General features: G+C 48.6%; 16 protein-coding genes. 12 read left to right on the top strand and 4 right to left on the bottom strand.

Going from position 1 to position 22,535, the window contains the following annotated elements:
* Nucleotides 1–115 precede the first annotated feature (115 nt).
* Nucleotides 116–763 (bottom strand): uracil phosphoribosyltransferase, encoded by a 648-nt coding sequence (upp, locus tag F0P94_RS18820; RefSeq protein WP_150905985.1) that lies wholly within the window; start codon nt 761–763, stop codon nt 116–118.
* Complete coding sequence (locus tag F0P94_RS18825) at nt 763–1,698, bottom strand: GNAT family N-acetyltransferase (protein ID WP_150905987.1); 936 nt, start codon at nt 1,696–1,698, stop codon at nt 763–765. Before F0P94_RS18825 ends, upp begins: the two co-directional genes overlap by 1 nt.
* Nucleotides 1,699–2,129: 431 nt before the next feature.
* On the opposite strand from F0P94_RS18825, the gene F0P94_RS18830 reads away from it, so the two are divergent.
* The 6 genes from F0P94_RS18830 to F0P94_RS18855 all read left to right on the top strand — a co-directional run bounded on the left by F0P94_RS18830 (nt 2,130) and on the right by F0P94_RS18855 (nt 9,667).
* Nucleotides 2,130–3,884, top strand: a complete 1,755-nt coding sequence (locus F0P94_RS18830; RefSeq protein ID WP_150905989.1) for a capsule assembly Wzi family protein — start codon at nt 2,130–2,132, stop codon at nt 3,882–3,884.
* A gap of 204 nt (nt 3,885–4,088) precedes the next feature.
* On the top strand, nt 4,089–5,924 hold the full coding sequence (locus F0P94_RS18835; protein ID WP_150905991.1) for an ABC transporter ATP-binding protein: 1,836 nt from the start codon (nt 4,089–4,091) through the stop codon (nt 5,922–5,924).
* 225 nt (nt 5,925–6,149) lie between these two features.
* Nucleotides 6,150–6,524: a hypothetical protein gene (locus F0P94_RS18840; RefSeq protein ID WP_150905993.1), complete on the top strand. Its 375-nt coding sequence runs from the start codon at nt 6,150–6,152 to the stop codon at nt 6,522–6,524.
* A 5-nt stretch (nt 6,525–6,529) separates the two neighbouring features.
* Nucleotides 6,530–7,108, top strand: a complete 579-nt coding sequence (gene lpcA, locus F0P94_RS18845; RefSeq protein ID WP_225307293.1) for a D-sedoheptulose 7-phosphate isomerase — start codon at nt 6,530–6,532, stop codon at nt 7,106–7,108.
* Between the two features lie 125 nt (nt 7,109–7,233).
* Nucleotides 7,234–8,772 (top strand): YifB family Mg chelatase-like AAA ATPase, encoded by a 1,539-nt coding sequence (locus tag F0P94_RS18850; RefSeq protein ID WP_150905995.1) that lies wholly within the window; start codon nt 7,234–7,236, stop codon nt 8,770–8,772.
* A 259-nt stretch (nt 8,773–9,031) separates the two neighbouring features.
* The gene (locus F0P94_RS18855; RefSeq protein WP_150905997.1) at nt 9,032–9,667 is read left to right on the top strand and encodes a porin family protein; all 636 of its coding nucleotides are present in this window, start codon (nt 9,032–9,034) and stop codon (nt 9,665–9,667) included.
* Between the two features lie 103 nt (nt 9,668–9,770).
* On the opposite strand, the gene F0P94_RS18860 is transcribed toward F0P94_RS18855, so the two are convergent.
* On the bottom strand, nt 9,771–11,183 hold the full coding sequence (locus F0P94_RS18860; RefSeq protein ID WP_150905999.1) for a CehA/McbA family metallohydrolase: 1,413 nt from the start codon (nt 11,181–11,183) through the stop codon (nt 9,771–9,773).
* On the opposite strand from F0P94_RS18860, the gene F0P94_RS19770 reads away from it, so the two are divergent.
* Both F0P94_RS19770 and F0P94_RS18865 read left to right on the top strand, forming a co-directional pair.
* On the top strand, nt 11,182–11,346 hold the full coding sequence (locus F0P94_RS19770) for a hypothetical protein (protein WP_191907105.1): 165 nt from the start codon (nt 11,182–11,184) through the stop codon (nt 11,344–11,346). The two genes, F0P94_RS18860 and F0P94_RS19770, sit on opposite strands and share 2 nt — an antisense overlap.
* Entirely contained in the window at nt 11,343–11,885 is a 543-nt protein-coding gene (locus tag F0P94_RS18865; RefSeq protein ID WP_150906001.1) for a GNAT family N-acetyltransferase, read from the top strand. The genes F0P94_RS19770 and F0P94_RS18865 overlap by 4 nt, the downstream gene beginning before the upstream one ends.
* 202 nt (nt 11,886–12,087) lie before the next feature.
* Here the strand turns inward: F0P94_RS18865 and F0P94_RS18870 are convergent, their stop codons facing one another.
* Nucleotides 12,088–13,173 carry an acyloxyacyl hydrolase gene (locus F0P94_RS18870; protein ID WP_150906003.1) on the bottom strand — a complete coding sequence of 362 codons (1,086 nt, stop codon included), beginning with the start codon at nt 13,171–13,173 and terminating at the stop codon, nt 12,088–12,090.
* Between the two features lie 109 nt (nt 13,174–13,282).
* Here F0P94_RS18870 and F0P94_RS18875 point away from each other — a divergent pair, with 109 nt between their 5' ends.
* From F0P94_RS18875 to F0P94_RS18895, 4 genes are all read left to right on the top strand, one after another.
* A complete protein-coding gene (locus F0P94_RS18875) occupies nt 13,283–13,978 on the top strand; it encodes a porin family protein (protein WP_150906005.1) in 696 nt (231 codons plus the stop codon).
* 395 nt (nt 13,979–14,373) lie between these two features.
* Entirely contained in the window at nt 14,374–15,126 is a 753-nt protein-coding gene (locus tag F0P94_RS18880) for a porin family protein (protein WP_150906007.1), read from the top strand.
* Nucleotides 15,127–15,382: 256 nt separating this feature from the next.
* Nucleotides 15,383–18,748, top strand: coding sequence for a transcription-repair coupling factor (mfd, locus tag F0P94_RS18885; RefSeq protein ID WP_150906009.1), 3,366 nt, complete (start codon nt 15,383–15,385; stop codon nt 18,746–18,748).
* Nucleotides 18,749–19,414: 666 nt separating this feature from the next.
* A complete protein-coding gene (locus tag F0P94_RS18895) occupies nt 19,415–22,528 on the top strand; it encodes a PAS domain-containing sensor histidine kinase (protein ID WP_191907106.1) in 3,114 nt (1,037 codons plus the stop codon).
* The last annotated feature ends 7 nt before the right edge of the window (nt 22,529–22,535 follow it).

A 22,535-nucleotide genomic window follows, 5' to 3' on the forward strand; every position in this document is an offset into this window, starting at 1 on the left:
AAAGCTTTTATACGCAAAATAAACCCGACCGAAGGTTTGAAAACGCGAACTTAGCTAAAAGTTAACGTCCGGTGGCTATAGAAATTCGCCGGAAGCCGGAAGAAATTAAAATAAATTAGGGAAGGCTGTATTTTGCGCCGTACGCCAGGTTGCCCGCATCGCCCAGGCCCGGGATAATGTAGGCGTGTTCGTTCAGTTTTTCGTCTAAAGCGCCCAGCCAAATTTTTACGTTGGGCAACTCCTGCTGAATGTGGGCGATGCCTTCGGGACTAGCCACACAGGCAGCAATATGCGTTTCGCGGGGCGTGCCAAAACGAAGCATAGCCTGGTAGGTAAGCGCCAGCGATTTACCGGTAGCCAGCATGGGGTCTACCAGCAGCAGGATTTTATTTTCCAGAGAAACCGAGGTCATGTAATCTACCCTTACTTCCAGGTCGGCGGTACGTTCTACCCGGTAGGCAGCCACGAAAGCGCTTTCGGAAGCATCGAAATAATTCAGGAAACCGTGGTGAAAAGGCAGGCCGGCACGCAAAACGGTAGCCAACACCGGAAACTCGACAGGCAGATTGGCAGTGGTTTCGGCCAGCGGCGTTTGCACTTTCCGGGTTTCGTAGGGTAGCGTTTTCGAGATTTCGTAAGCCAGCAATTCGCCGAGGCGTTCCAGATTGCGGCGGAAACGCATGGTATCTTTCTGCACATTTACGTCGCGGAGCTGGGCCAGGAAATACCCGGCTATGGAATTTTCTTTCGTGAGGATGTACATTATTTCAGAAGCGGTTTCAGGTACCAGGGTAAGTTGTTCCGGCTTACGGAAAGGTAAGTTACGGGTTTTGCCCCAAAACTGCTATAAAAACGCGCCAGATTCGGTATGCTGCTGCCTTCGAAATCCAGAATGGTGGGCGTGCCTGCGTATTGCTTTATGATGCGGCTGATCAGAAAGGGCATGGCGCCGTGCTGTTTGCCGGTCTCGGAAGTAGCGCTAAAAAGGAAAATAAGCTTGCCCGGTTGTTTCAGAAACAAAGCGCCCGCAATTAATTCGTTGTTCTTTCTTATCTCTAAAAGCTGGGCCAGTGAGTTTTTCTGCAGAAAAACGTACTGTTTCTGGAACAAGGCATAATGCCGGTCTTTAACTTCTTTCAGTTCTTTGCCGCGTGTTTGCCGATACAGTTTTATCAGGTCGGGCAGGTTTTCGGTTTCCGTAACTTCGAACTTTTCTTTTTTGGCTTTTTTAATGTTTCGCTTCAGGTTGGTGGCAAAACTCTCCTTTAGAACTTCGTACGCATAGGTCAGGTTTAAATGGAACGTAATGCGCGGCACCGAGGAAAATCCCTTTGGCAAATGGCCCATTTCAAAAGTATTGCCCGTATTCAGCTGCAAATAAACCTTCCGGAGCCGCTTCGGAATTTGCCCCAGATACGGGGCCACCGTGGTTTCCCGGCTTTCCGGCGTGGTAAACAAGCCAAGCTGTTGCGAATGAAAAGGCTGATAGATAAACGGTTCGGTGAGCAGCTTTTTAAAAGGCAGGGGAAAAACTGAAACATACTTCCCGTGCTGCATTTCCACAATGGCATCCCAGCTTCCGCCGGTAGAAACGTTCAAATAACCGGCATAGGCATACACCAAATGCTGTTCCGCACGTTGCACGCACGCGTCCCAAAGGGTGAAGTCTATTTCGGAATGTTGCAGGTATTTAAGCACGGGTGCAAATTAGAGATAATGAATTAGAAATTAGAAATTAGAAATTAGAAATTTTAGGGCAAGGCTACAGGAAGATAATTGCGAGAATAATGCCTTTACCTGTTTTATATTCCAGAGAAATATTCATTGCCGTCTGCTTTAGCTGACGGATGCAGACTGCCAGAATTCAGCCTTAACCCTTCATGTTAATTGGATTTGGTTAAAGCCGAAAAGGGAAACCATTTAAATCCGTCAGCTAAAGCAGACGGCAATGAATTGAAATGATTTAGAAATAAACCTGCGTGCTTTCATTTTCCTTCAGGCAACTGTTATGTTTAAATCCTTGTCTTCCAGAACTAAAAACGCTATCAATTTCAACCTAAAACCCCGAAAAGCAGTACATTGGTTTTCTGTAACGGATTTCCGTTCTTTAGCTTTCTTTTAACCCGAATATGAAATTCCTTTCCGCTTTTTTTCTCTTTTTCTGTACCGTTTTTGCAACGTTTGCCCAGACTACCAAAAGCCCAAATGGCGGCTCCACCTATGTGCCGCTCAACGACGACATGTACCGGCTCATCGACCGCTACGCCCTGAAATACGCAGATAGCGTGCCGGAACTGCATACTTCTATTAAGCCTTACCTCCGGAAAACGGTAGCCAAGCTGGCCGAAAAAGCCCTCCGCGACAGCGCCAACCTCTCCGCAGCCGACCGATTTAATTTAACGTACCTGCTGCAGGACAACTGGAATTACCTTCCAGAGCCTGAGGTAAACCTGATTCCTGTTTCCGATACTACCGTTATGATTGGTCAAACTCCACAATACGTAGTAGGCCCTAATTTCAACACCAGCCGCAAACCCATTCTGAAGCACTTTTATAAGAACAAGACCGATTTTTACCACGTCGAAACCGAGGATTTCAGTTTGCGCGTGAATCCGGTCATTCATTTTCAGGGCGGTTTCGATACCGACAGCAGCGGTTTCCGCTACGTAAATACCCGCGGTTTGCAGGTAGAAGGTACAATCGATCGAAAACTAAGTTTCTACACCTTTCTGGCCGATAATCAGGCGCGCTTTCCGGAGTACGTGAACGACCGGATTGCCCGCGATACCATTGTGCCGCACGAAGGTTACTGGAAGAATTTCAAGGAAAACGGTTACGATTTTTTTACGGCCCGCGGCTACATTAATTATGCGCTCAGCAAACACATAAACGTACAGTTCGGCCACGACAAGAATTTTATTGGGAACGGCTACCGTTCGCTTATTTTATCGGATTACGCCCCGGCTTATTTTTTCCTGAAGCTGAACACGCAGGTTTGGAAACTTCAGTACGAAAACATTTTTGCCAGCATGAACGCCGACCACAGCATTGGCGATAGACTTTACCCGAAGAAATATTTTGCCTACCACCACCTGAGCTACAACATCAAGCCAAACCTGAACGTGGGCGTATTTGAATCGGTGGTTTTTGCGCGCGGCAAAGGCAATTTTGAACTGGAATACCTGAACCCAATCATTTTTTACCGCAGCGTAGAGCAGCAACTCGGCTCCGATGATAATGCTTTGCTGGGCCTCGATTTTAAATGGAACATCCGTCGCCGCGTGCAGCTTTACGGTCAACTGGTACTCGATGAATTTTTGTTGAGCGCCATTAAGGCCCGCAACGGCTGGTGGGCCAACAAGCAGGGCGGACAGTTCGGGGCAAAATACATCGATGCGTTCGGTTTGAAAAACCTCGACCTGCAGGGCGAATTCAATTACCTTCGTCCTTATCTCTACCAGCACGAAAGCCGCTTTACCAATTACCAGCATTACCAGCAGCCGCTGGCTCACCCCATGGGCGCCAACCTCTCGGAGCTGATTGGTATCGCCACGTACCAACCCATCGGCAAACTGGCCATTACCGGTAAAGCCATTTACACCTACTTCGGCGCCGACACCGACACCCTGAACTGGGGCGGCAACGTGCTGAAACCCTACGTACCGCACCCGCAGGATTATGGCAACAAAGTCGGTCAGGGCAACACCACCCAACAGCTGCACCTCGACCTGACGGTTTCTTACCAGCTAAAGCCAAACATGTTCATCGACCTGAAGCAGATCCTCCGCCACACCGATGCCGAGCTGAACCAGTTCGATAATAATTCCGCCTTCTCTTCAATTTCCTTCCGCTGGAATATCGGGCAACGGCTGCATGAATTTTAACCCCCATTTCAATATTCCTGTAGAGACGCCCTAATAGGGCGTCTCTACCATTAGGGCGTCTCTACATTTTCGCGAACATCCAAATTCATCTGAACGCTACCCTTCCAGCCCAAAAACCAACCCATCCGCGAAATCCAAAAACCCCGGACATTCCTAATTCTTAATTATTAATTATTAATTAAGAAGCCCGTACCTTTGCGGATAATGAAAACCTATTTACGTATTCTCAATTTTGCGCGTCCGTTTAGCCGGTACGTGCCTATATATTTTGTATTTACCCTGCTCGGCACCATTTTCGGGCTTCTGAATTTCACTTTCCTTATTCCGCTGCTCAACGTGCTTTTCGACGAGGTGCCGAAGAGCGAAGCCGCTCAGATGGCAAGCCTGCCGGAATTCTCAGTTTCAATCGAGTACGGCAAATCGCTTTTTAACTATTATTTCGGAAGCATTTTGCTGGAAACCGGCAAGGTCGGGGCGCTGAAATTTGTCTGCATCATAATTCTGAGTTCGGTATTGCTTTCTAATTTGTTTAAGTACCTGGGGCAGCGGGTAATCGTAAAATTGCGCGCACGCGTGGTGCAGAACATTCGCCACGACCTTTACGAACGCATTACCCAGTTGCAGCTCGGTTATTTTACGAACGAGCGCAAAGGCGATTTAATGAGCCGGATGACCAACGATGTGCAGGAAATTGAAAGCTCGGTGATCAGTACCTTAACCACCGTGGTGCGCGAGCCTATTGCCATTATCGGGTTCTTCGTGATCCTGTTTACCATGTCGGTAAAGCTGACTTTGTTTACGCTCATTATCCTGCCGCTTTCGGGTACCGTTATTTCTTTTCTTTCCAAAAAACTGAAGCGCCGGGCCAAAGAAGGGCAGCATTCCTTAGGTTCCATTTTATCCCTGATCGACGAAACGCTGGGCGGACTTCGGGTGATCAAAGGCTTTAACGCCCAACCCTACGTGATGCGGAAATTCAACGAAGAAAACGACCGCTACGCCCGCATTGTGCGCTCCATGTTCAACAGCCGCGATCTGGCTTCGCCCCTTTCCGAAGTGCTGGGCGTGGGCGTGGTAACCATCATTTTATACTACGGCGGCAGCCTGGTGCTGAGCAACCAGTCCGATCTTTCGGCAGCCGAATTCATTGCTTACGTGGTGTTCTTTTCCCAGGTACTGGTGCCAGCCAAAGCGCTTTCTTCTTCATTCAGCAACATCCAGCGCGGCCTCGTTGCCGGAGAACGGATCTTAGCCGTTATCGATACAGAGCCGGCCATTCGGGACAAAGCTGATGCCAGCCAATTACCGGGTTTTAATCAGGAGATCACCTTCCGGAACGTTAGTTTTTCTTATGAAAAGGATACGGTTCTCGACAATATCAACTTAACCATTCCGAAAGGAAAAACAGTAGCATTGGTTGGTCCTTCGGGCTCCGGAAAATCTACCATGGCTGATCTGCTACCGCGTTTCTACGACCCAACTGCCGGCCAGATCCTGATCGACAATGTAGACCTGAAAGATTGTACGCTGCATTCTATCCGAAACCTGATGGGCATAGTAACCCAGGAATCGATCCTGTTCAACGACACCATTTTCAACAACATTGCCTTCAACAAAGAAAACCCAACCATGGAAGAAGTGGTAGCCGCCGCTAAAATTGCGAACGCCCACGAATTCATTATGCAAACGCCGGATGGCTACAATACTTTAATTGGCGACCGTGGCAGCAAACTTTCCGGCGGACAGCGGCAGCGCCTGAGCATTGCCCGCGCCGTACTTAAAAATCCGCCAATCCTGATCATGGACGAAGCAACTTCTGCTTTAGATACCGAATCGGAAAAACTGGTACAGGATGCCCTGACCAACCTGATGAAAAACCGCACTTCCCTGGTAATTGCCCACCGACTCAGCACCATTCAGCACGCCGACGAAATAATAGTCATGCAGAAAGGCCGGATCGTAGAACGCGGCACCCACGAAGAACTTTCTATGAGCGGCGGCCTGTATTCGAAATTAAACCAAATGCAGGTTACGGCTTAAATGGTTTAATGGCTAAATTGTTAAATGGCTAAACAGTTGATTTGTTAATTATTTTAGCAACACATTCAGGAAGCTAACCTTTTGCGGAAACGATAGGTTTAAACCTTAAAAAAGTATAGCGTTGAAGGAAAAACCATTTAACAATTTAGCCATTAAACAATTTAACATATTGCTGGAATTAAGTAGTTTTACTTTTTCCGGAATTCACCTTAACGTTCATTTCTGATGGAAGCTTTAAGAAAATTTGTAAGTATCGTGGTGCTCCTCTTCCTGGTTTTTGCCTTGCTGGTTTTACTGAACGTAATCAGCACCGAATACCTCGACAGCACTTTTACCAGTTTCAATCCGGAAAATTATTATAAAACCATTTTTGGCCTGGCTTCCGGTTTGCTGCTGATTTATTTGCTGGTTTCTAATTTCAGCATTTTGGCCCTGAAGCGTGAGCGCACCGTTCTAAACAACCGGATAAACGAACTGAAAGCTAACCTCTACGATAAAAAAATAAACGAAGCCCGCGAACCGAATGGAGGTTTCCGCCCTACAGAGCCTACGCAAACGCAACGTCACGACCCGATTTTTCCGCCCGATAACCTGCAATAATTCTTATGATTACCTCCGACCTGATTTTAACCGAACTTTCCGAAGCCCGGCAGGTTTTAAATAACTTTTTAGCCAATCCGGCCAACATCGAAGCTATTGAAAAGGCTGCCGGAATAATGGCTGAAGCCCTGAAAAAAGGCGGCAAAATTTTAAGCTGCGGCAACGGCGGCTCCATGTGCGATGCCATGCACTTTGCCGAAGAATTGTCGGGCCGCTACCGTGAAAACCGCAAAGCCCTGGCTGCCCTTTCCCTCTCCGATTCCGCCCACATCAGCTGCGTAGCCAACGATTACGGGTACGATTACGTGTTCTCCCGGGGCGTGGAAGCTTTCGGCCGCGAAGGCGATGTATTACTGGCCATCAGCACCAGTGGCAATTCCAGAAACGTACTTTTAGCCGCGGAAGCTGCCCGGGAACTGGGCATGAAAGTAATCAGCCTTACCGGTAAAGACGGCGGTAAACTGGCACCTTTAAGCGATGTAGAAATAAGAGTGGAGCACTTCGGTTACGCCGACCGCATCCAGGAAGTTCACATCAAGGTCATTCACATTTTTATGCTGCTTATCGAAAAGCAATTGGCTTAATATGGGGTTCCCCATTTCGCTCCTTAACAAAAGTTACCTTAAAAGGAATTTATTTTAATAGGAAGCTGTTCAGCGCCTAATCCGGATTCCGGAGGCCAAACGCTACCCTTTTAAGACGAAAAAGTATGCTTACCAAAACCTACGGCAGTGCAGTCTTCGGCGTAAATGCCGCTACCATCACCATAGAAGTGAACGTTACCCCTGGCACCAAACTCTTCATGGTGGGCCTGCCCGATAACGCGGTAAAAGAAAGTGAGCAGCGCATCGAATCGGCCCTGAAGCATTACGGGTACCGCATGCCACGTCAGAAAGTGGTTATTAACCTGGCTCCCGCCAACATTCGCAAAGAAGGTTCCGCTTACGATCTTCCAATAGCTTTAGGCCTTTTAGCCGCTTCCGAACAAATGCCCGCCGACCGCCTGGGCGATTACCTGATCATGGGCGAACTATCTTTAGACGGTGAACTCCGTCCCATAAAAGGCGCTTTACCCATTGCCATCCAGGCCCGGAAAGAAGGTTTTAAAGGTTTTATTCTGCCTGCTCAGAATGCCCGCGAAGCTGCCATTGTGAATAACCTGGAAGTTTACGGGGTAAAGAACATCAAAGAAGCCATCGGCTTTTTCTGGGGCGACGATCCGGTAGAACGTGTAAAAATAGACACCCGCGAAATTTTCCAGAATACTGCCGATAAATACCTTGCCGACTTTGCCGATGTGCAGGGCCAGGAAAATATTAAACGCGCCTTGGAAATTGCGGCTGCCGGTGGTCACAACGTGATCATGGTCGGTCCGCCGGGCGCCGGGAAAACCATGCTGGCCAAACGCCTGCCTTCCATTTTGCCGCCTTTAAGTCTGCAGGAAGCCCTCGAAACCACCAAGATCCATTCCGTAGCGGGTAAATTAGGCGAACAGGCTTCGTTGCTATCAACCCGCCCTTACCGCGCCCCGCACCATACCATTTCCGACGTGGCGCTGGTTGGCGGGGGCGGCAATCCTCAACCCGGCGAAATTTCGCTTTCCCATAACGGCGTCTTGTTCCTGGATGAATTACCAGAATTCAAACGTACCGTGCTGGAAGTAATGCGCCAGCCGCTGGAAGAACGGAAAGTAACCATTTCCCGCGCCAAAGTTTCCATCGATTTCCCGGCCAATTTCATGCTTATTGCCAGCATGAACCCATGTCCGTGCGGCTACTACAACCACCCCGAGAAGGATTGCGTGTGCGGCCCCGGCATTGTACAGCGGTATTTAAACAAAGTAAGCGGCCCGCTTTTAGACCGGATCGATCTGCACGTGGAAGTAACGCCGGTAACCTTCGACCAGATGACGGAAACCCGCAAAACGGAAAGCAGCGCCGAGATTCGGGAACGCGTAATCAGGGCCCGGCAAATTCAGGCTGAAAGGTTTGAGAATCATCCGGAAATTCATGCCAATGCGTTAATGCCTTCGCAAATGGTAAAGGATATCTGCCAGATAAACGAAGCCGGCAAGAAGCTCCTGAAAACCGCCATGGAACGCCTCGGCCTTTCCGCCCGCGCCTACGACCGCATCTTAAAAGTAAGCCGCACCATTGCCGATCTGAGCGGAAGTCCGGAAATAAAAGTAGAGCACTTGGCCGAAGCCATTCAGTACCGGAGCTTAGACCGCGAGGGTTGGGCCGGGTAATCCGGGGCTTATCCGATCATCAGGCAAGCTTCTCATATTTATAATTCAACCTAATTACCTGTAAATTAATTTTATATAATTATCGGAAGCAACTAAAACATTAATTCCCAGAGCTGCAAAATTACCGCCCTTGTAAATCACCCGAAACAAGCCAAAACAAAAACAGCTTTCGTTTAAAAATATTTTAAAAATAAAATATTCTTTTTATTAAATTTGGAATTAAACAGGACTAGCTCAATCCTAGTCCTCTAATCCAATCATGAAGAAAATTATATTTTGTTTAAGCTTACTGTTTAGCAGCACATTAACTCAGGCTCAGGATCAGCCACTTAGCATCGGGCTAAAGGCAGGCATAAACGCTTCCGGAGGCTGGAATGCAGAAAATGTGGTCGGCTCCGGGAATACCGGATTCCATGGCGGAGCAGTCACGAACATCCGATTCGCTGATCGTCATGCCGTACAGACTGAGCTACTTTATTCCACCAAAGGCTTTAGTTATTCCGGAACCACGGCAAAACTACATTTAAGCTACCTGGAGCTCCCTGTGCTCTACCAATTCCATTTTACCCGGGTTAAGAAGGGAAAGTACTACACCCGTAGGCAAGCCACCGGTAACCTGTTTGCCACTGCCGGCCCACAGCTATCAGTACTTACCGGATCTAAAATTACTCAACCCGAAACTCCTGATACGGATCTATATGCTTATACCCGGCCGTTCGATATAAGTGCAGTAGCCGGTTTAGGTTACAGATTTAACCGTGGAATCACGATCAGTGCAAACTATGCCTTAGGCCTTCGCTACTTACATGGTGCCCCAAATCCTTTGATGCCCGAAAAGGTTAAAAATACTACCATTCAGGCTAGTGTAAGCTATCTGATTCCGGCAAGAATGTAAGCAGAGGCAAATCACCAAGGATTCTTTCCTAAAAATCAAAGAGCCGGTCCTTTTACAGAACCGGCTCTTTGATTTTCCACGGTATTTAAAACTCTCCCTGTTCTTAATGGGTTACTATCAGTTTCCGGTAGCTGGCTAGTCCATTACGAATTAACCTGATGGTATAAACCCCGGCTTTAAAATGCTGGCTCTGCAATTGGTAAGCATGCGAACCGGCAGTCTGTTTTTCTTCATCAGCAACTACCATTATTTCCCGGCCCAACGCATCGAGCACTTCCAGCCGCACAGGAGCCTGTTCTTTCAGGAAATAAGATAAGGTAACTTCGGCTTGCCCCACTGGGTTTGGATACACTCTAAAAGCGGTTTCTTCTTCCTGGACTGGTTTTTCGCCAGTTACCGCACCCCGGGTGTACCAGATCGGGGAAGTAACAATGCGGTCGCCATCGTTCTGAATAATTACGGCATAGTAATATGCACTTCCGGAGGCTGCATTATCCACGTAACTTAAAGCGGAAACGCCGGAGTTGGTTGAGGCTACCGAAACGGCATTCTGGCCGCTACCCGGCGTTCCTTTCATTAAAGTAATGGAGCGTACGGTTTCATTATCGGCATCAGTAACGTTTACGCTGATGTTAGCCTGGCTGCCGCCCTGAAAAATACTGCCCACGGGTTCGTTGTTCAGGGTAAAATTCACCTGGGTATTCCAGTCGTCGGAAGCATAGAAACGCCTTGCCCGTAAGGCCTGCATGAGGTCGGCTTTGGTTAACGCCGGCGCCATAACTACTAACCGGCCCGGCGTGGTGCGCCCGAAAGTGGTTTTATGGTTATCGTGATCGAGGGAAATACCTACATGGTAGCCCCGCGCCAGGAGCGTTCGGTAAACGCTTTCGTAGCTACTGGTTGAGGGGTTCAGGTAAGTAGTATTTACGGAAGTGGCAGGTCCGGAACGCATGGGCGTACCTACCAAAGCGCTGTCGGCAACCAGGTTAAAAGCAGCCGTAGCCAGGTTGTTGTAATCGCCGGTTTGCGGATGCGCCAGCAAGGCAAATGCTCCCGGCCGTTTATTTATTTCCTTGTAAAGGTTCTGATAATTCGATTTTGGCACATATACATTGTAATTCCCCGTTTCCCAGCCGATCAGATCGTTTACGCCGTAGACCAGCATGTGGCCGCCGCCGGAGATCACACCCCATTCCATGCCGTAAAGCGCCACGAACTGCCCGTTAACGGTGGCACTATCGGCCTGCCGCAAACCTTTGGCATAATTGGCCAGTTGCATGCCGGCTTGGCTGTGGTTGTGCTCTGAAATTCCCAGAAAATCAAAATTCAGCGAACCGGAAGCATAGACAAAATTCTGAAAAGGCGTTACATGCCCGGAGGTAGCATGATCCTGATTGCCATCGGAATAGCTGGAATGGGCATGCAGGTTGCCGTAGTAATAATTGTAAGTTCCTTGCTGTGCCCGCACCGCGAAAGCCCCCAACATCCCCAACAGGAAGGTAAAAGTTTTTTTCATGAAAAGATTAAAAAATTCTACCTGTAAAAATATACTAAAAAAGGTTGAAAAAATTGTAACATCCGGCCAACTTTTTGAAATTACAACTTACCGCTGCCACTTTTGTTTGTTACTGAAAAGTAAATTGCCTGCCGCTTCATATTTTTCTAATTTTGCAGCATGATCACAATCCGCGACGCCAAAATTTCCGACCTGCCAGCCATCGTCGATATTTACAATTCCACCATTGCCGGCCGCATGGTTACAGCCGATACGGAGCCCGTTACGGTAGAAAGCCGCATGGCCTGGTTCGAAAGCCATTCCCCGGAAAAAAGACCGCTTTGGGTTGCCGTAGAAGAAGATAAAATTGTGGCCTGGATCAGTTTTAAATCGTTTTACGGCCGTCCGGCTTACGACCATACTGCCGAAATTGCGCTCTACCTGCACGAAGCTTATCGGGGTATGGGCATTGGCCGGGAGTTGCTGGAGTACGTTATCAAGTTAAGTCCGAAGTTAAAACTCAAAACCCTGCTTGGTTTTGTGTTTGCTCATAATGCCCCGAGTTTAGGTTTGTTCGGCAAAGCCGGTTTCACCATCTGGGGACATCTCCCGAAAGTAGCCGAAATCGACGACAAAGAATACGACCTGCTTATCCTAGGCCTTCGCCTGAAGACCAGCAAACCCAACGCCCCCGAAGTAATCCCTGGCCCTTCGCTGAATTAGTCCTTTGAGCGGGCGCATCAGTTAGAATGTCATGTTGAGCGATAGCGAAACAACTCGTCGGCGGGAAGCAAAGCTGTTATTTCAGGCTTTTCTGCTGTTGGCCAACGAGGTCCTTCGCTCCCGCTCAGGATGACAGGTGTATTTATAAGTTAGCTACTAATAACTAAATACTAATCACTATTCATTAATCACTAGTCACTAGTCAAAACCGGTACCCCACGCGCCATTCCAGCACATCGGCGGCAAAACCGTGGATTTTCAGGTCTACTGCGCCGAAAACCCTGGGAGTAAAATGGTATTTCAGGCCGAGGCGTTCGTAGTAGGCGGTTGCGCTTTTATAAGGACGGTACACGTAATAGCCAACTTGCTTTTCCAGTGCCAGGTCGCCGAAAACCAGTTCATGCCCGATAAACAAGCCTATTTTTTTGGTATCCGGAAAGGGCTTACCGGTTAAAGTAGTGTCGGTTTGCTGCTGAATTTTTAAGGAACGGTCGAGAAAGCCTTCGGCGCCTAAGATAAAATTGCTTTTCCGGTTCAGGGGTTTTCCAAAGGCCAGGCTTAGCGATTGCACCAGGTATTTACGGGTATCGGAAGGCCCGATCTGTCGCCAGCCGGCCGTGGTGCTTATAGTATAGAATAACTCCCTATTCCATTCCGGCAACGCCTGTTCCTTTGTTTCGAAAGCCCCAACGGTATGGAAGTTGGCTCCTAAACTAAACGTCGGTACATTAATACCCAGGTTCGGTTTTTTGGTGGCCCCGTTCGAGTAATGGTTCAGCCCCAGCCCTACCAGCAGCGAAACTTTTGGCAAAATGCGGTAATCGTACTCGAAGCGGGTCTGCAAGGCTGCATTCAGGGCCGAACTGGCTACGCTGTTCTTGTGGTTCGTTTCCTGATCGTAGCCGGCCGTTAAATAAGCAATACCCAAGCCCAGCCGGTAATTCAGTTCGCTTTTTTTGGTGCGCAGCAAGGCTTTATTGATGTACGTGCTCACCGCATAAGATTGCCCCAGCGCCGGATTATGATAATCGAAGTACGCAAAAGAATACCCCACTTTCGGGAATTTGTAAAGCTGATGCCAGTACTTTTTACCGGTAGTCTGTTGCTGCACGTTCAGTTCGAAACCGGCAGGGTGCGACACGGCCAGGTGGCGCATATGCGGTGAATGCGCAATAATAAAGCCGCCGTGTACATAACCACCCACCAGCCAGGGCTGTACGTGGCCGGCAGTCTGGGCAACGCTCCGGCAGCTTATAAAACACAGAAAAAGGAACAGCCCAAAGCGCATGCAGTAAACTTCTAAACGAATGTATTTTCAAAAATACAAACCTTTACTTAAAGCCGGAACAGCAATTTAAGCCGGATTCCCGTATAGCTCAAAAATCGTATCTGTTTCTATGAAAAAACTACTCTTCCTCGCGCTTTTAATTGGCAACGGCCTGGTTATGCAGGCCCAGGACTTCCGCTTCGGCCTGAAGGGGGGCTTCAACTACTCCGATATAAAGGGCAAAGACCTGAACGATGACATGCACCGCTCCAAAATTGGCTGGCATGCAGGCGCTATGGTGAATATTCAGTACCCGGGCAATACCTGGTTTTCCGTTCAGCCCGAACTTATTTATTCCCGGAAAGGCTATACCAATTACAGCCCTAAACAGGAGGTTCGCGACGCAAGCAACAACCTGCTTTACACGGCTCTGGAAGGCGGCCTGGTGCGGCTGAATTACCTCGACCTGCCCATAATGCTCAATTTCAAAACCGGCGTGGTGATCTGGGAACTAGGCCCGCAAATTTCTTACCTGGTAGGTTACCGCAACGATGCCATGATCGAACAAACTGCTCCCGACGGCACCAAAACAACCTTGTCCAGCGAGTTCCGGCGTTTCAGCGAAGACCGGCTAAGGAAATTCGATGTGGGTCTGGCTACCGGTTTCCGCCTCGAAACCCAGAACGGCGTAGCGCTAGGCCTTCGCTTCAACCAGGGCTTTCTGAAACTGGACAACGGCGAAGCAGCGATCCTGACGGTACCTCGGGCGCCGAACGGGGTAAACCAGCACTTCCAGGTCTTCGCCTCTTACCTGATTCCGGAGTAATTTCATAGAATGGCCGATTGTTCGAAATTCGATTGTTCGACTCTTAAAAAAGAGGCTTCCTTCGAAAGGCTATTATTTTCAACTAAAACCAGAGAAGCGTTAGCTAAGAAATATCTCCCAGGCGAAGCATGTCGGTTTGAGCGCAACAATTAGAATGAAGCAATCGAAAATTCGAACTTCGAAAAATCGAACAGTCGAATTTAAAACATTCGAAATATCATATATTACTAGACCCTATCCAATTATCAGTCAGGAACATAGGATGCAAACAAAAATATTATAAAAACAATATTCAGCCTGAAACCCTATCGGCAGAATACGTATAGATAAAGCAGACTAAAACATGTTAAACCAACTTAATATTTCTTTAAAACTAAAAACAAAATCTGACAACTATGAAAAAGTCTTTACTGTTAATTTTAGCCGTTTTCGCCTTTACCTATGCCAATGCGCAAGGCTTTAGACTGGGCGTAAAAGGCGGGGGGAATTACTCCTCCTTATCCGGAGAGGATCAGGATTTTGCTGGTATCTATACAGATGACAATGTTTATTTCGGCGATGCAGATTACAAATTCGGTTACCATTTCGGACTTACCAGCCTTTATGAAATCGATGATTTCTGGGGAATTAAAATAGACGCCTTATATACAACCAAAGGTTTCCAGATTAAGGATAAACAAGCCGACCTTAGCTCAGACAACATGGGAGGCACAACTGAATTTGAAGTAAAACGCTCCCTTAATTACATTTCCGTTCCGATCCTGTTGAACATCAATGCTGGCGGCCTGTTCTTTGAACTTGGCCCGGAAGTCGCTTACCTGACAAACAGCAATTCCGAAGTTAAAACCAAACGTTTTAAACCTAACGGCGACAAACTCGGAGACTCCGATAAAACAGAATCAATTTCAGCCAAAGGAGATCTTGCCAGCTTTGACTTCGGTTATGTAGCCGGCCTCGGTTACATGTCCGACATGGGCTTAGGCATTGGCTTACGTTACAACGGCGGCTTTAAATCCATCTACGACACCAAAGGCACGGAAGAACCGAACATCCGCAACAACAACATTACTGTTTCGCTGTTCTACATGTTTGGCGGCGGCGGAAACGGTGGTGGCGGTTCCACCAAAGTAAAATACAAAACCGAATAGTACCGATTAAAAACGCTATTATTTTACCCCAAAAAACCGGATTGTTCCCCACAGTCCGGTTCTTTGTTTTCCGGCAGTATCACTTTCCTGAAATGTAATCAACAAACCTATGAGGCTTTAAAAACCTTACAGGTATCTACACCCGAAAACAATATCTATTCTATTAGCAAACCCCAACCCGCTGCCTTGCGTTTTCAGGTAAAACAGCCGCAAAAAAACGAGTATCTTTGCCGCTGAACTCGATAAGTTTTTTCATTTGAAAGTATCTGATTTTCTAGAACTCTACCGCCACGATGGCCTGGTGCAAACCATTGCCGAACACCTCCGCACGCCCGAAAAAACCCGTCTGCAAATAAAAGGCCTCGTAGGCAGCCAGGATGCTGTTTTGGCTTCGGCGCTTTACACGGCTTCCGACCACCACCACGTATTTGTGCTGCACGATAAAGAAGAAGCGGCCTACTTCTTAAGCGACCTGCAAAACCTGATCGGCGACCAGAAAACCCCGCTCCTGTTCCCGACTTCCTACAAAAAAGCTTACCAGTTCGACGAAACCGAAAACGCTAACATTCTCATGCGCGCCGAAGCCCTGAACCAGATCAGCGCACGGCATCCGCAAGGCGAATTAATTGTAACGTATCCGGAAGCGCTTACCGAAAAAGTGATCAATAAAAAATCGCTGGTGGCCAACACTTTCGGGGCAAAGGTGGGCGAAAAACTCGATACCAATTTCCTTTCCGAACTGCTTTCTACCTACGATTTTGAGCGCACCGAATTTGTGTACGAGCCCGGTCAGTTTGCCATTCGCGGCGGCATCATCGATATTTTTTCCTACGCCAACGACCTGCCTTACCGTCTCGAACTTTTTGGTGATGAAATTGAAAGCATCCGGACATTCAACCCGAATACCCAGCTTTCGGTCGAAACCAAAAAGCAAATTTCCATTATCCCGAACGTTCAGACCAAACTCTTACAGGAAACCCGCGAATCGTTTTTAGCTTTCCTCCCGGAAAATACCCGTCTGTGGTTCAAGGATATCCGGCAAACGCTCGAAGTCATAAAAGAGCAATTCGAGAAAGCCGCTCAGGCTTTCGAGCAAATGCTGGAAGAAAGCTCCGGTGTGCAGATCGTTTCCAAACCGGAACAGCTTTTCGAGAACGGCAAAGACTTTAAAAAGCAGCTGGAGAACTTCGATGTACTGGAATTCGGCAAGCGTTTTTACTTCAAAGAAACTACCGTTTTTCCGTTTCCCGGCCATCCGCAACCATCGTTCAACAAAGATTTCGGCTTACTGGTGAGCAACCTTCAGGAAAACCAATCCAAAGGCTTCTCCAACGTTATTGCCGCCGAATCGCCGAAACAGATCGACCGCCTCACCACCATTTTCGATGAGCTCGACCACGACGTGCGGTTCCAGCATTTGCTTATTTCCCTGCGCGAAGGTTTTATCGACGACCAACTGAAACTGGTTTGCTACACCGATCACCAGCTTTTCGAACGTTTCTACCGCTACAAAGACAAACCGAAGTTCAGCAAAAACAAGGCTTTAACGCTGAAGGAACTTCGGACCTTACAGCCCGGCGATTACGTAACGCACCAGGACTACGGCATCGGAAGATTTGCCGGCCTGGAAAAAGTGGATGTAGGCGGAAGACTGCAGGAAGCTATTCGGCTGGTTTACCGCGACGACGATTTGCTTTACGTTTCCATTCACGCACTGCATAAGATTAGCAAATACTCTGGCAAAGAAGGCACCCCACCGAGCATGAGCAAACTGGGTTCGCCGGAGTGGGAAAACAAGAAAAACAAGGTCAAGAAGAAAGTTAGAGACATTGCCGCCGAGCTGATTAACCTTTACGCCAAACGCAAAACGGCTCCCGGCTATGCCTTCACCCACGATGGATTTTTACAAGCCGAACTCGAATCTTCCTTTATTTACGAAGACACCCCGGACCAGGCCAAAGCTACCGAAGACGTAAAAGCCGACATGGAACAACCGCACCCAATGGATAGATTGGTTTGCGGCGACGTAGGTTTCGGCAAAACCGAAGTGGCCATCCGCGCCGCCTTTAAGGCTGCTTGCGACGGAAAACAAGTAGCGGTGTTAGTTCCAACTACCATTCTGGCCATGCAGCACTTCAAAACCTTCCGCGACCGCCTGGAGAAATTCCCGATCACAGTGGAGTTCGTGAACCGCTTTAAATCGCCGAAGCAAATAAAAGATACGCTCAAACGGGTGGAAGAAGGCAAAGTAGACATCCTGATCGGGACGCACCGCATTGTAAGCAAAGACGTGAAGTTCAAAAACCTGGGCTTAATGGTGATCGATGAGGAACAGAAATTCGGGGTAAAAACAAAGGAAAAGCTGAAGGAAATGCGCGTAAACGTAGATTCCCTAACGCTTACGGCCACGCCAATTCCGCGCACGCTGCACTTCAGTTTAATGGGTGCCCGCGACCTGAGCATTATTGCCACGCCGCCGCCTAACCGCCAGGGCGTGCAAACCGAACTGCACGTATTCGACGAAACCATTATCCGCGATGCCGTGAGCTATGAACTCAAACGCGGCGGCCAGGTTTTCTTTGTGCATAACCGGGTAAAAGACATCGAAGAAATTGCGAACCTCATTCTGAAACTCGTGCCGGACGCCAAGGTAACATACGCCCATGGTCAGATGGACGGCGACATGCTGGAAAAACGCATGATGCAGTTCGTAGACCACGAATACGACGTACTGGTTTCCACCAACATCATCGAATCCGGCCTCGATATTCCGAATGCCAACACCATCATCATTAATCGCGCGCACATGTTCGGTTTAAGCGATCTGCACCAGATGCGCGGCCGCGTAGGCCGTTCTAATAAACGCGCTTTCTGCTATCTGCTCACGCCACCGGTTTCCGGCCTTCCTTCCGATGCCCGCAAACGCCTGAGCACGCTGGAAGAATTCTCCGACCTGGGCGACGGCTTTAAAGTAGCCATGCGCGACCTCGATATTCGCGGCGCCGGAAATTTACTGGGCGGCGAACAAAGCGGTTTCATCAACGACCTCGGGTTTGAAATGTACCATAAGATCCTCGACGATGCGGTAAAAGAACTGAAAGAAACTGAATTCCGCGACCTTTTCCTGACCGATGCCGAAAAGCTGAACGAATTCTTGGACGTACAACGCGAATGCTCCATCGAAACCGACCTGGAAGTACTGATTCCGGAAACCTACGTAGCCAACATTTCGGAGCGCTTAAACCTCTACAGCAAGCTCGATAATGTAAAAGATCTGAACAGCTTGGAAACCCTGCAGGCCAGCATAGTAGATAGGTTCGGACCGTTGCCAAGAGAAGTGGTACAACTCATCGAGATCGTAAAATTACGCTGGGATGCCCAGGAAATGGGCTTCGAAAAACTCACCATCAAGCGGGAAACCATGAAAGGTTATCTGCCGACCGAAAACAACGAAAAGTACTTCCAGGGCGAAGCCTTCGGCCGCATTTTAAGTTTTGTACAAAGTCACGCGAAAACCGCCCGCTTAAAAGAAACCAAAGACAAGCTGATCGTAATTTTCGACAACGTAAAAACCATAAAAGCTGCCCGGGAGATCTTCGCGGAACTGTTGGAAAAACGCTAGGATTCAGGGCAAAAAAGTCCTGTTTCCTGCTTTGAAGACAACGTTTAACGGTCATATTAGCTGGTTCAGGTTTAAGCGAAATTTGCCTGGTACACAGCCAATTTAAATTATAGAATTTGCTTGACGGGCTTTGTAACCCCGTCTTAACCGAGCCGTGGGATTTGTAATCCCACTCTCTAAAAATTAACTTAACTCTGTACTTAGTTCAAGTTTAAGCGAAGCGGTAACTTGAACCTATAAATGATCTGAAGTTTATAACTTCAGTGAGGCTAAAGCCTCAAAACAGCTACTACGGGTTATTTGAAAACAGGCAGCTTTTGCGGATATTTTTATCCGAAAACTTCCTGCCGGGGATCTATTGATCCCCGAATTGTGGTCTGAAAATGGTTCACGCGGGTTAATAAACCCGCTACAAGATGCTTCCGGATCGATAGATCCGAAAGAGCAAACGGCCTCAAACAAAAAAACCGCCTTAAGCACTTTTCCGTTACCATATTCCTGAAATCCTTTGCCGTCTGCTTCAGCTTGCGGTTTTCGGGCCAGCCTGATCAGCGGCATTAGCCTAAGCCATTTTCCCGCAACATTAGTTAAATAAATACCGGTGGAATTAGTTTTTCTACCGGGTTTTGTTGCTATCTTCAGGCCGCTTTAAAGCAAGCCTTTTAATTGCCTCACGCCGCTAAAAACCTGCCTGCCATGGAAGCAGCCACTACCAACACGCACGCCATAAACTACCAGCATTTACTCAATGCCCTACCCGGCCTATACCTGATCCTGTGCCCGGAATTGAACATCCTGGATGCCACGGAAGCCTACCTGCAGGGAACTTTAACCAAGCGGGAGGAAATTATCGGCCGTTATATTTTCGACGTTTTTCCGGAAAATCAGGCTACCTCCGAAGCCCGCTCCGGCGAGACGCTCCGCCATTCGCTTACGCACGTGCTTACTTTGCGCACGCCCCATACCATGCCCGTTTTGCGCTACGACATTCCCCTGCCGGCAGCCTTAGGCGGCGGCTTCGAAGAGCGCTACTGGCTAACTTCCCATACCCCCGTTCTCGACCCAGCCGGCGAGATCCTTTACATCGTTCAAAAAGTGGTAGACGTAACCATGCAGCAACTGGCTCACCGCGACATCCGGGCAAACCGCGAACGCTTTGAGCTGCTGGCCCTGGCTACCAGCGATGCCGTATGGGATTGGGATCTGCTAAGCAACCACCTGTGGTGGAACAGCACGTTCCAGGATATTTTTGGCTATGAAACCCACCAGATTGACGACATCTGGATCTGGAGCGAAAAAATTCATCCTGAGGACCAGAAAAGGGTAAAGGAAAGCATCCACCAGGTTGTAAGCAAAAGCGGAAAAAGCTGGAGCGATACCTACCGGTTCCGTCGGGCAAACGGCACGTATGCCACCGTATTGGACCGGGGTTTTACGCTTCGCGACGAAAATGGCAATGCCTACCGCATGGTGGGCACCCTGCTCGATATTTCCCGGCAGATCCAGGCCGAGCTGGAACTGAAAGAAAGCAAAAACCAATTCCAGAACTTAATAGAATCATTGCCCTGCCCGGCCTGGACCAACACGTCCGAAGGCGTAACCACTTACCTGAATAAAGCCTGGTACGACTTTACCGGCATGGAGCCCGGCAACTTTGAGCGAACTTTTTCCTATTTTCATCCAGACGATGTAGCGCCGATGTTTGCCTTGTGGGACGAATGCCGGCCCCAGGGCTCCGTTTATGAAATTGAATTCCGCATCAGGTCCAGGGAAGGAGATTACCAGTGGTTTTTAGCCCGGTCGGTCCCCCTTATCGATTCCGAAAACAGAGTAACCCTGTGGCTGGGCACCTGCATTAACATCCACGAACAGAAGTTACAGCAACAAAAATTACTCGCCCGGGAAAGTTACCTGGACCGGATCCTGAAAGTGGCACCCGTTCATCTGGCCGTATTAAAAGGCGCTGACCTTATGGTAGAATACCTTTCTCCCGGTTTCCAGAAGCTGCACGCAAGCCCGGTAGAGGGCCAGCCCTTGGCCATCGCCATACCAGAACTAGCAGACCAGGGATATCATGCCATCATACAGGCCGTTTATCGAACCGGCGAACCCTACTACGGCCGGGAAATGCCCTTGCTGGTCGGCCCGAACGCAAATGGTTTGCCTGCGGAGGTTTTTTTTAATGTAACCTACCAGCCCCTGCAAAATACCGCCGGGCAAACCGAAGGCGTAATCGTTACGGCCAGCGATGTCACCAAACAGGTAAAGGCCAAAAAACAGGTAGAAGAACTCTATTGGGAACTCCAGAAATCGAATGAAAGAATTGTGCAGATCCTGGAAGCCCAGCCTTTAATGACCTGGACCGCACTACCCGACGGACAAATTAATTATTACAACCAGCGCTGGTACGAATACACCGGGGCCACGTTCGAGGAAAGTAAAAATTTCGGCTGGCAAAAGTTCATCCATCCGGCCGATCTGGCAGAAACCCAGGATAAATGGAACTCAGCCCTTCAAACCGGAAATGAATATGTACATGAAAACCGGTGGCGCTCCGCTCAGAACGGAACGTATAACTGGTTTCTGGAACGCGGCGTGCCTATCCGGAACCAGCATGGTGAAATTACTTTTTGGATAGGCTCATTAACCAACATACAGGAACAAAAAGCGCTTTTAAGCGAACTCCTGGAAGCCAAAGAAAAATTCGAATTCCTGGCCGATACCATACCCCAACTGGTCTGGACCACCGATGCCAACGGTATTCATGATTACTTCAACAAGCGCCTGGCAGAATACATCGGCTATACGCTGGAAGAAAGCTACCAGGTGGAGTGGCTAACCCACATTCATCCCAACGACCGGGAACAATGCAACAACGCCATGCAACACGCCCTCCGGACCGGAACCTATTACGAGGCTGAATTCCGGATCAGGAGCAAGACCGGTACCTACCGTTGTTTTTTAGGGCAGGCCCTGCCTGTTCGGAACGAAGCCGGTCGGATAATAAAGTGGTTCGGCACCTGCACCGACATCGAAGACCATAAAAAAGCAGCCGAAGAACTCAAAACCAAAAATGCCGAACTCCGGAAAATAAATCAGGACCTGGACAGCTTTGTTTACACGGCTTCCCACGACCTGAAAATGCCGATTATCAATATCGAAACCATCTTCGGGGACCTTATCCGCGCTGCTGAGTTTCACGACCCGGACGCCGATAAGCTCATTTCCCACTTTCAGAAATCGCTCAAACAGATCTACGGCACGATAGATGACTTAAGCCAGGTAGTAAAAGTACAGCGAAACCTCGACGACGGCCGCGACTTTGTAGACCTGAAAGAAATTACCAAAGCCATAAAAACCAGTATCAAAGAACTTATTTCCAGCACCACCGCGTCCATTAAAACCGATTTTAAGGAAGCCCCCGCAATCTGGTTTTCGAAACCAAACCTGAAAAGCGTAATCTATAACCTCATAACCAACAGCATTAAATATGGGGCCAAAGACCGCGCGCCAATAATTCGATTAAAAAGCAGCCCGGCTGGCGAATACACCCTGCTTACCGTAACCGATAACGGCATTGGCATAGACCTGAACCGGCACAGCGAAAAACTTTTCCAGATGTACCGCCGCTTTCACAACCACGTACCCGGCACCGGTCTGGGGCTTTACATCGTACACCGCATTATGGCCAACAACGGCGGCCGCATAGAACTGGAAAGCAGCATAAACCAGGGCACCACTTTTAGGCTCTATTTTAAAAATAAGCCGCCGGTATTGTAATTTGCGC

This window comes from Adhaeribacter soli (assembly GCF_008727925.1).
GTDB lineage: Bacteria > Bacteroidota > Bacteroidia > Cytophagales > Hymenobacteraceae > Adhaeribacter_A > Adhaeribacter_A soli.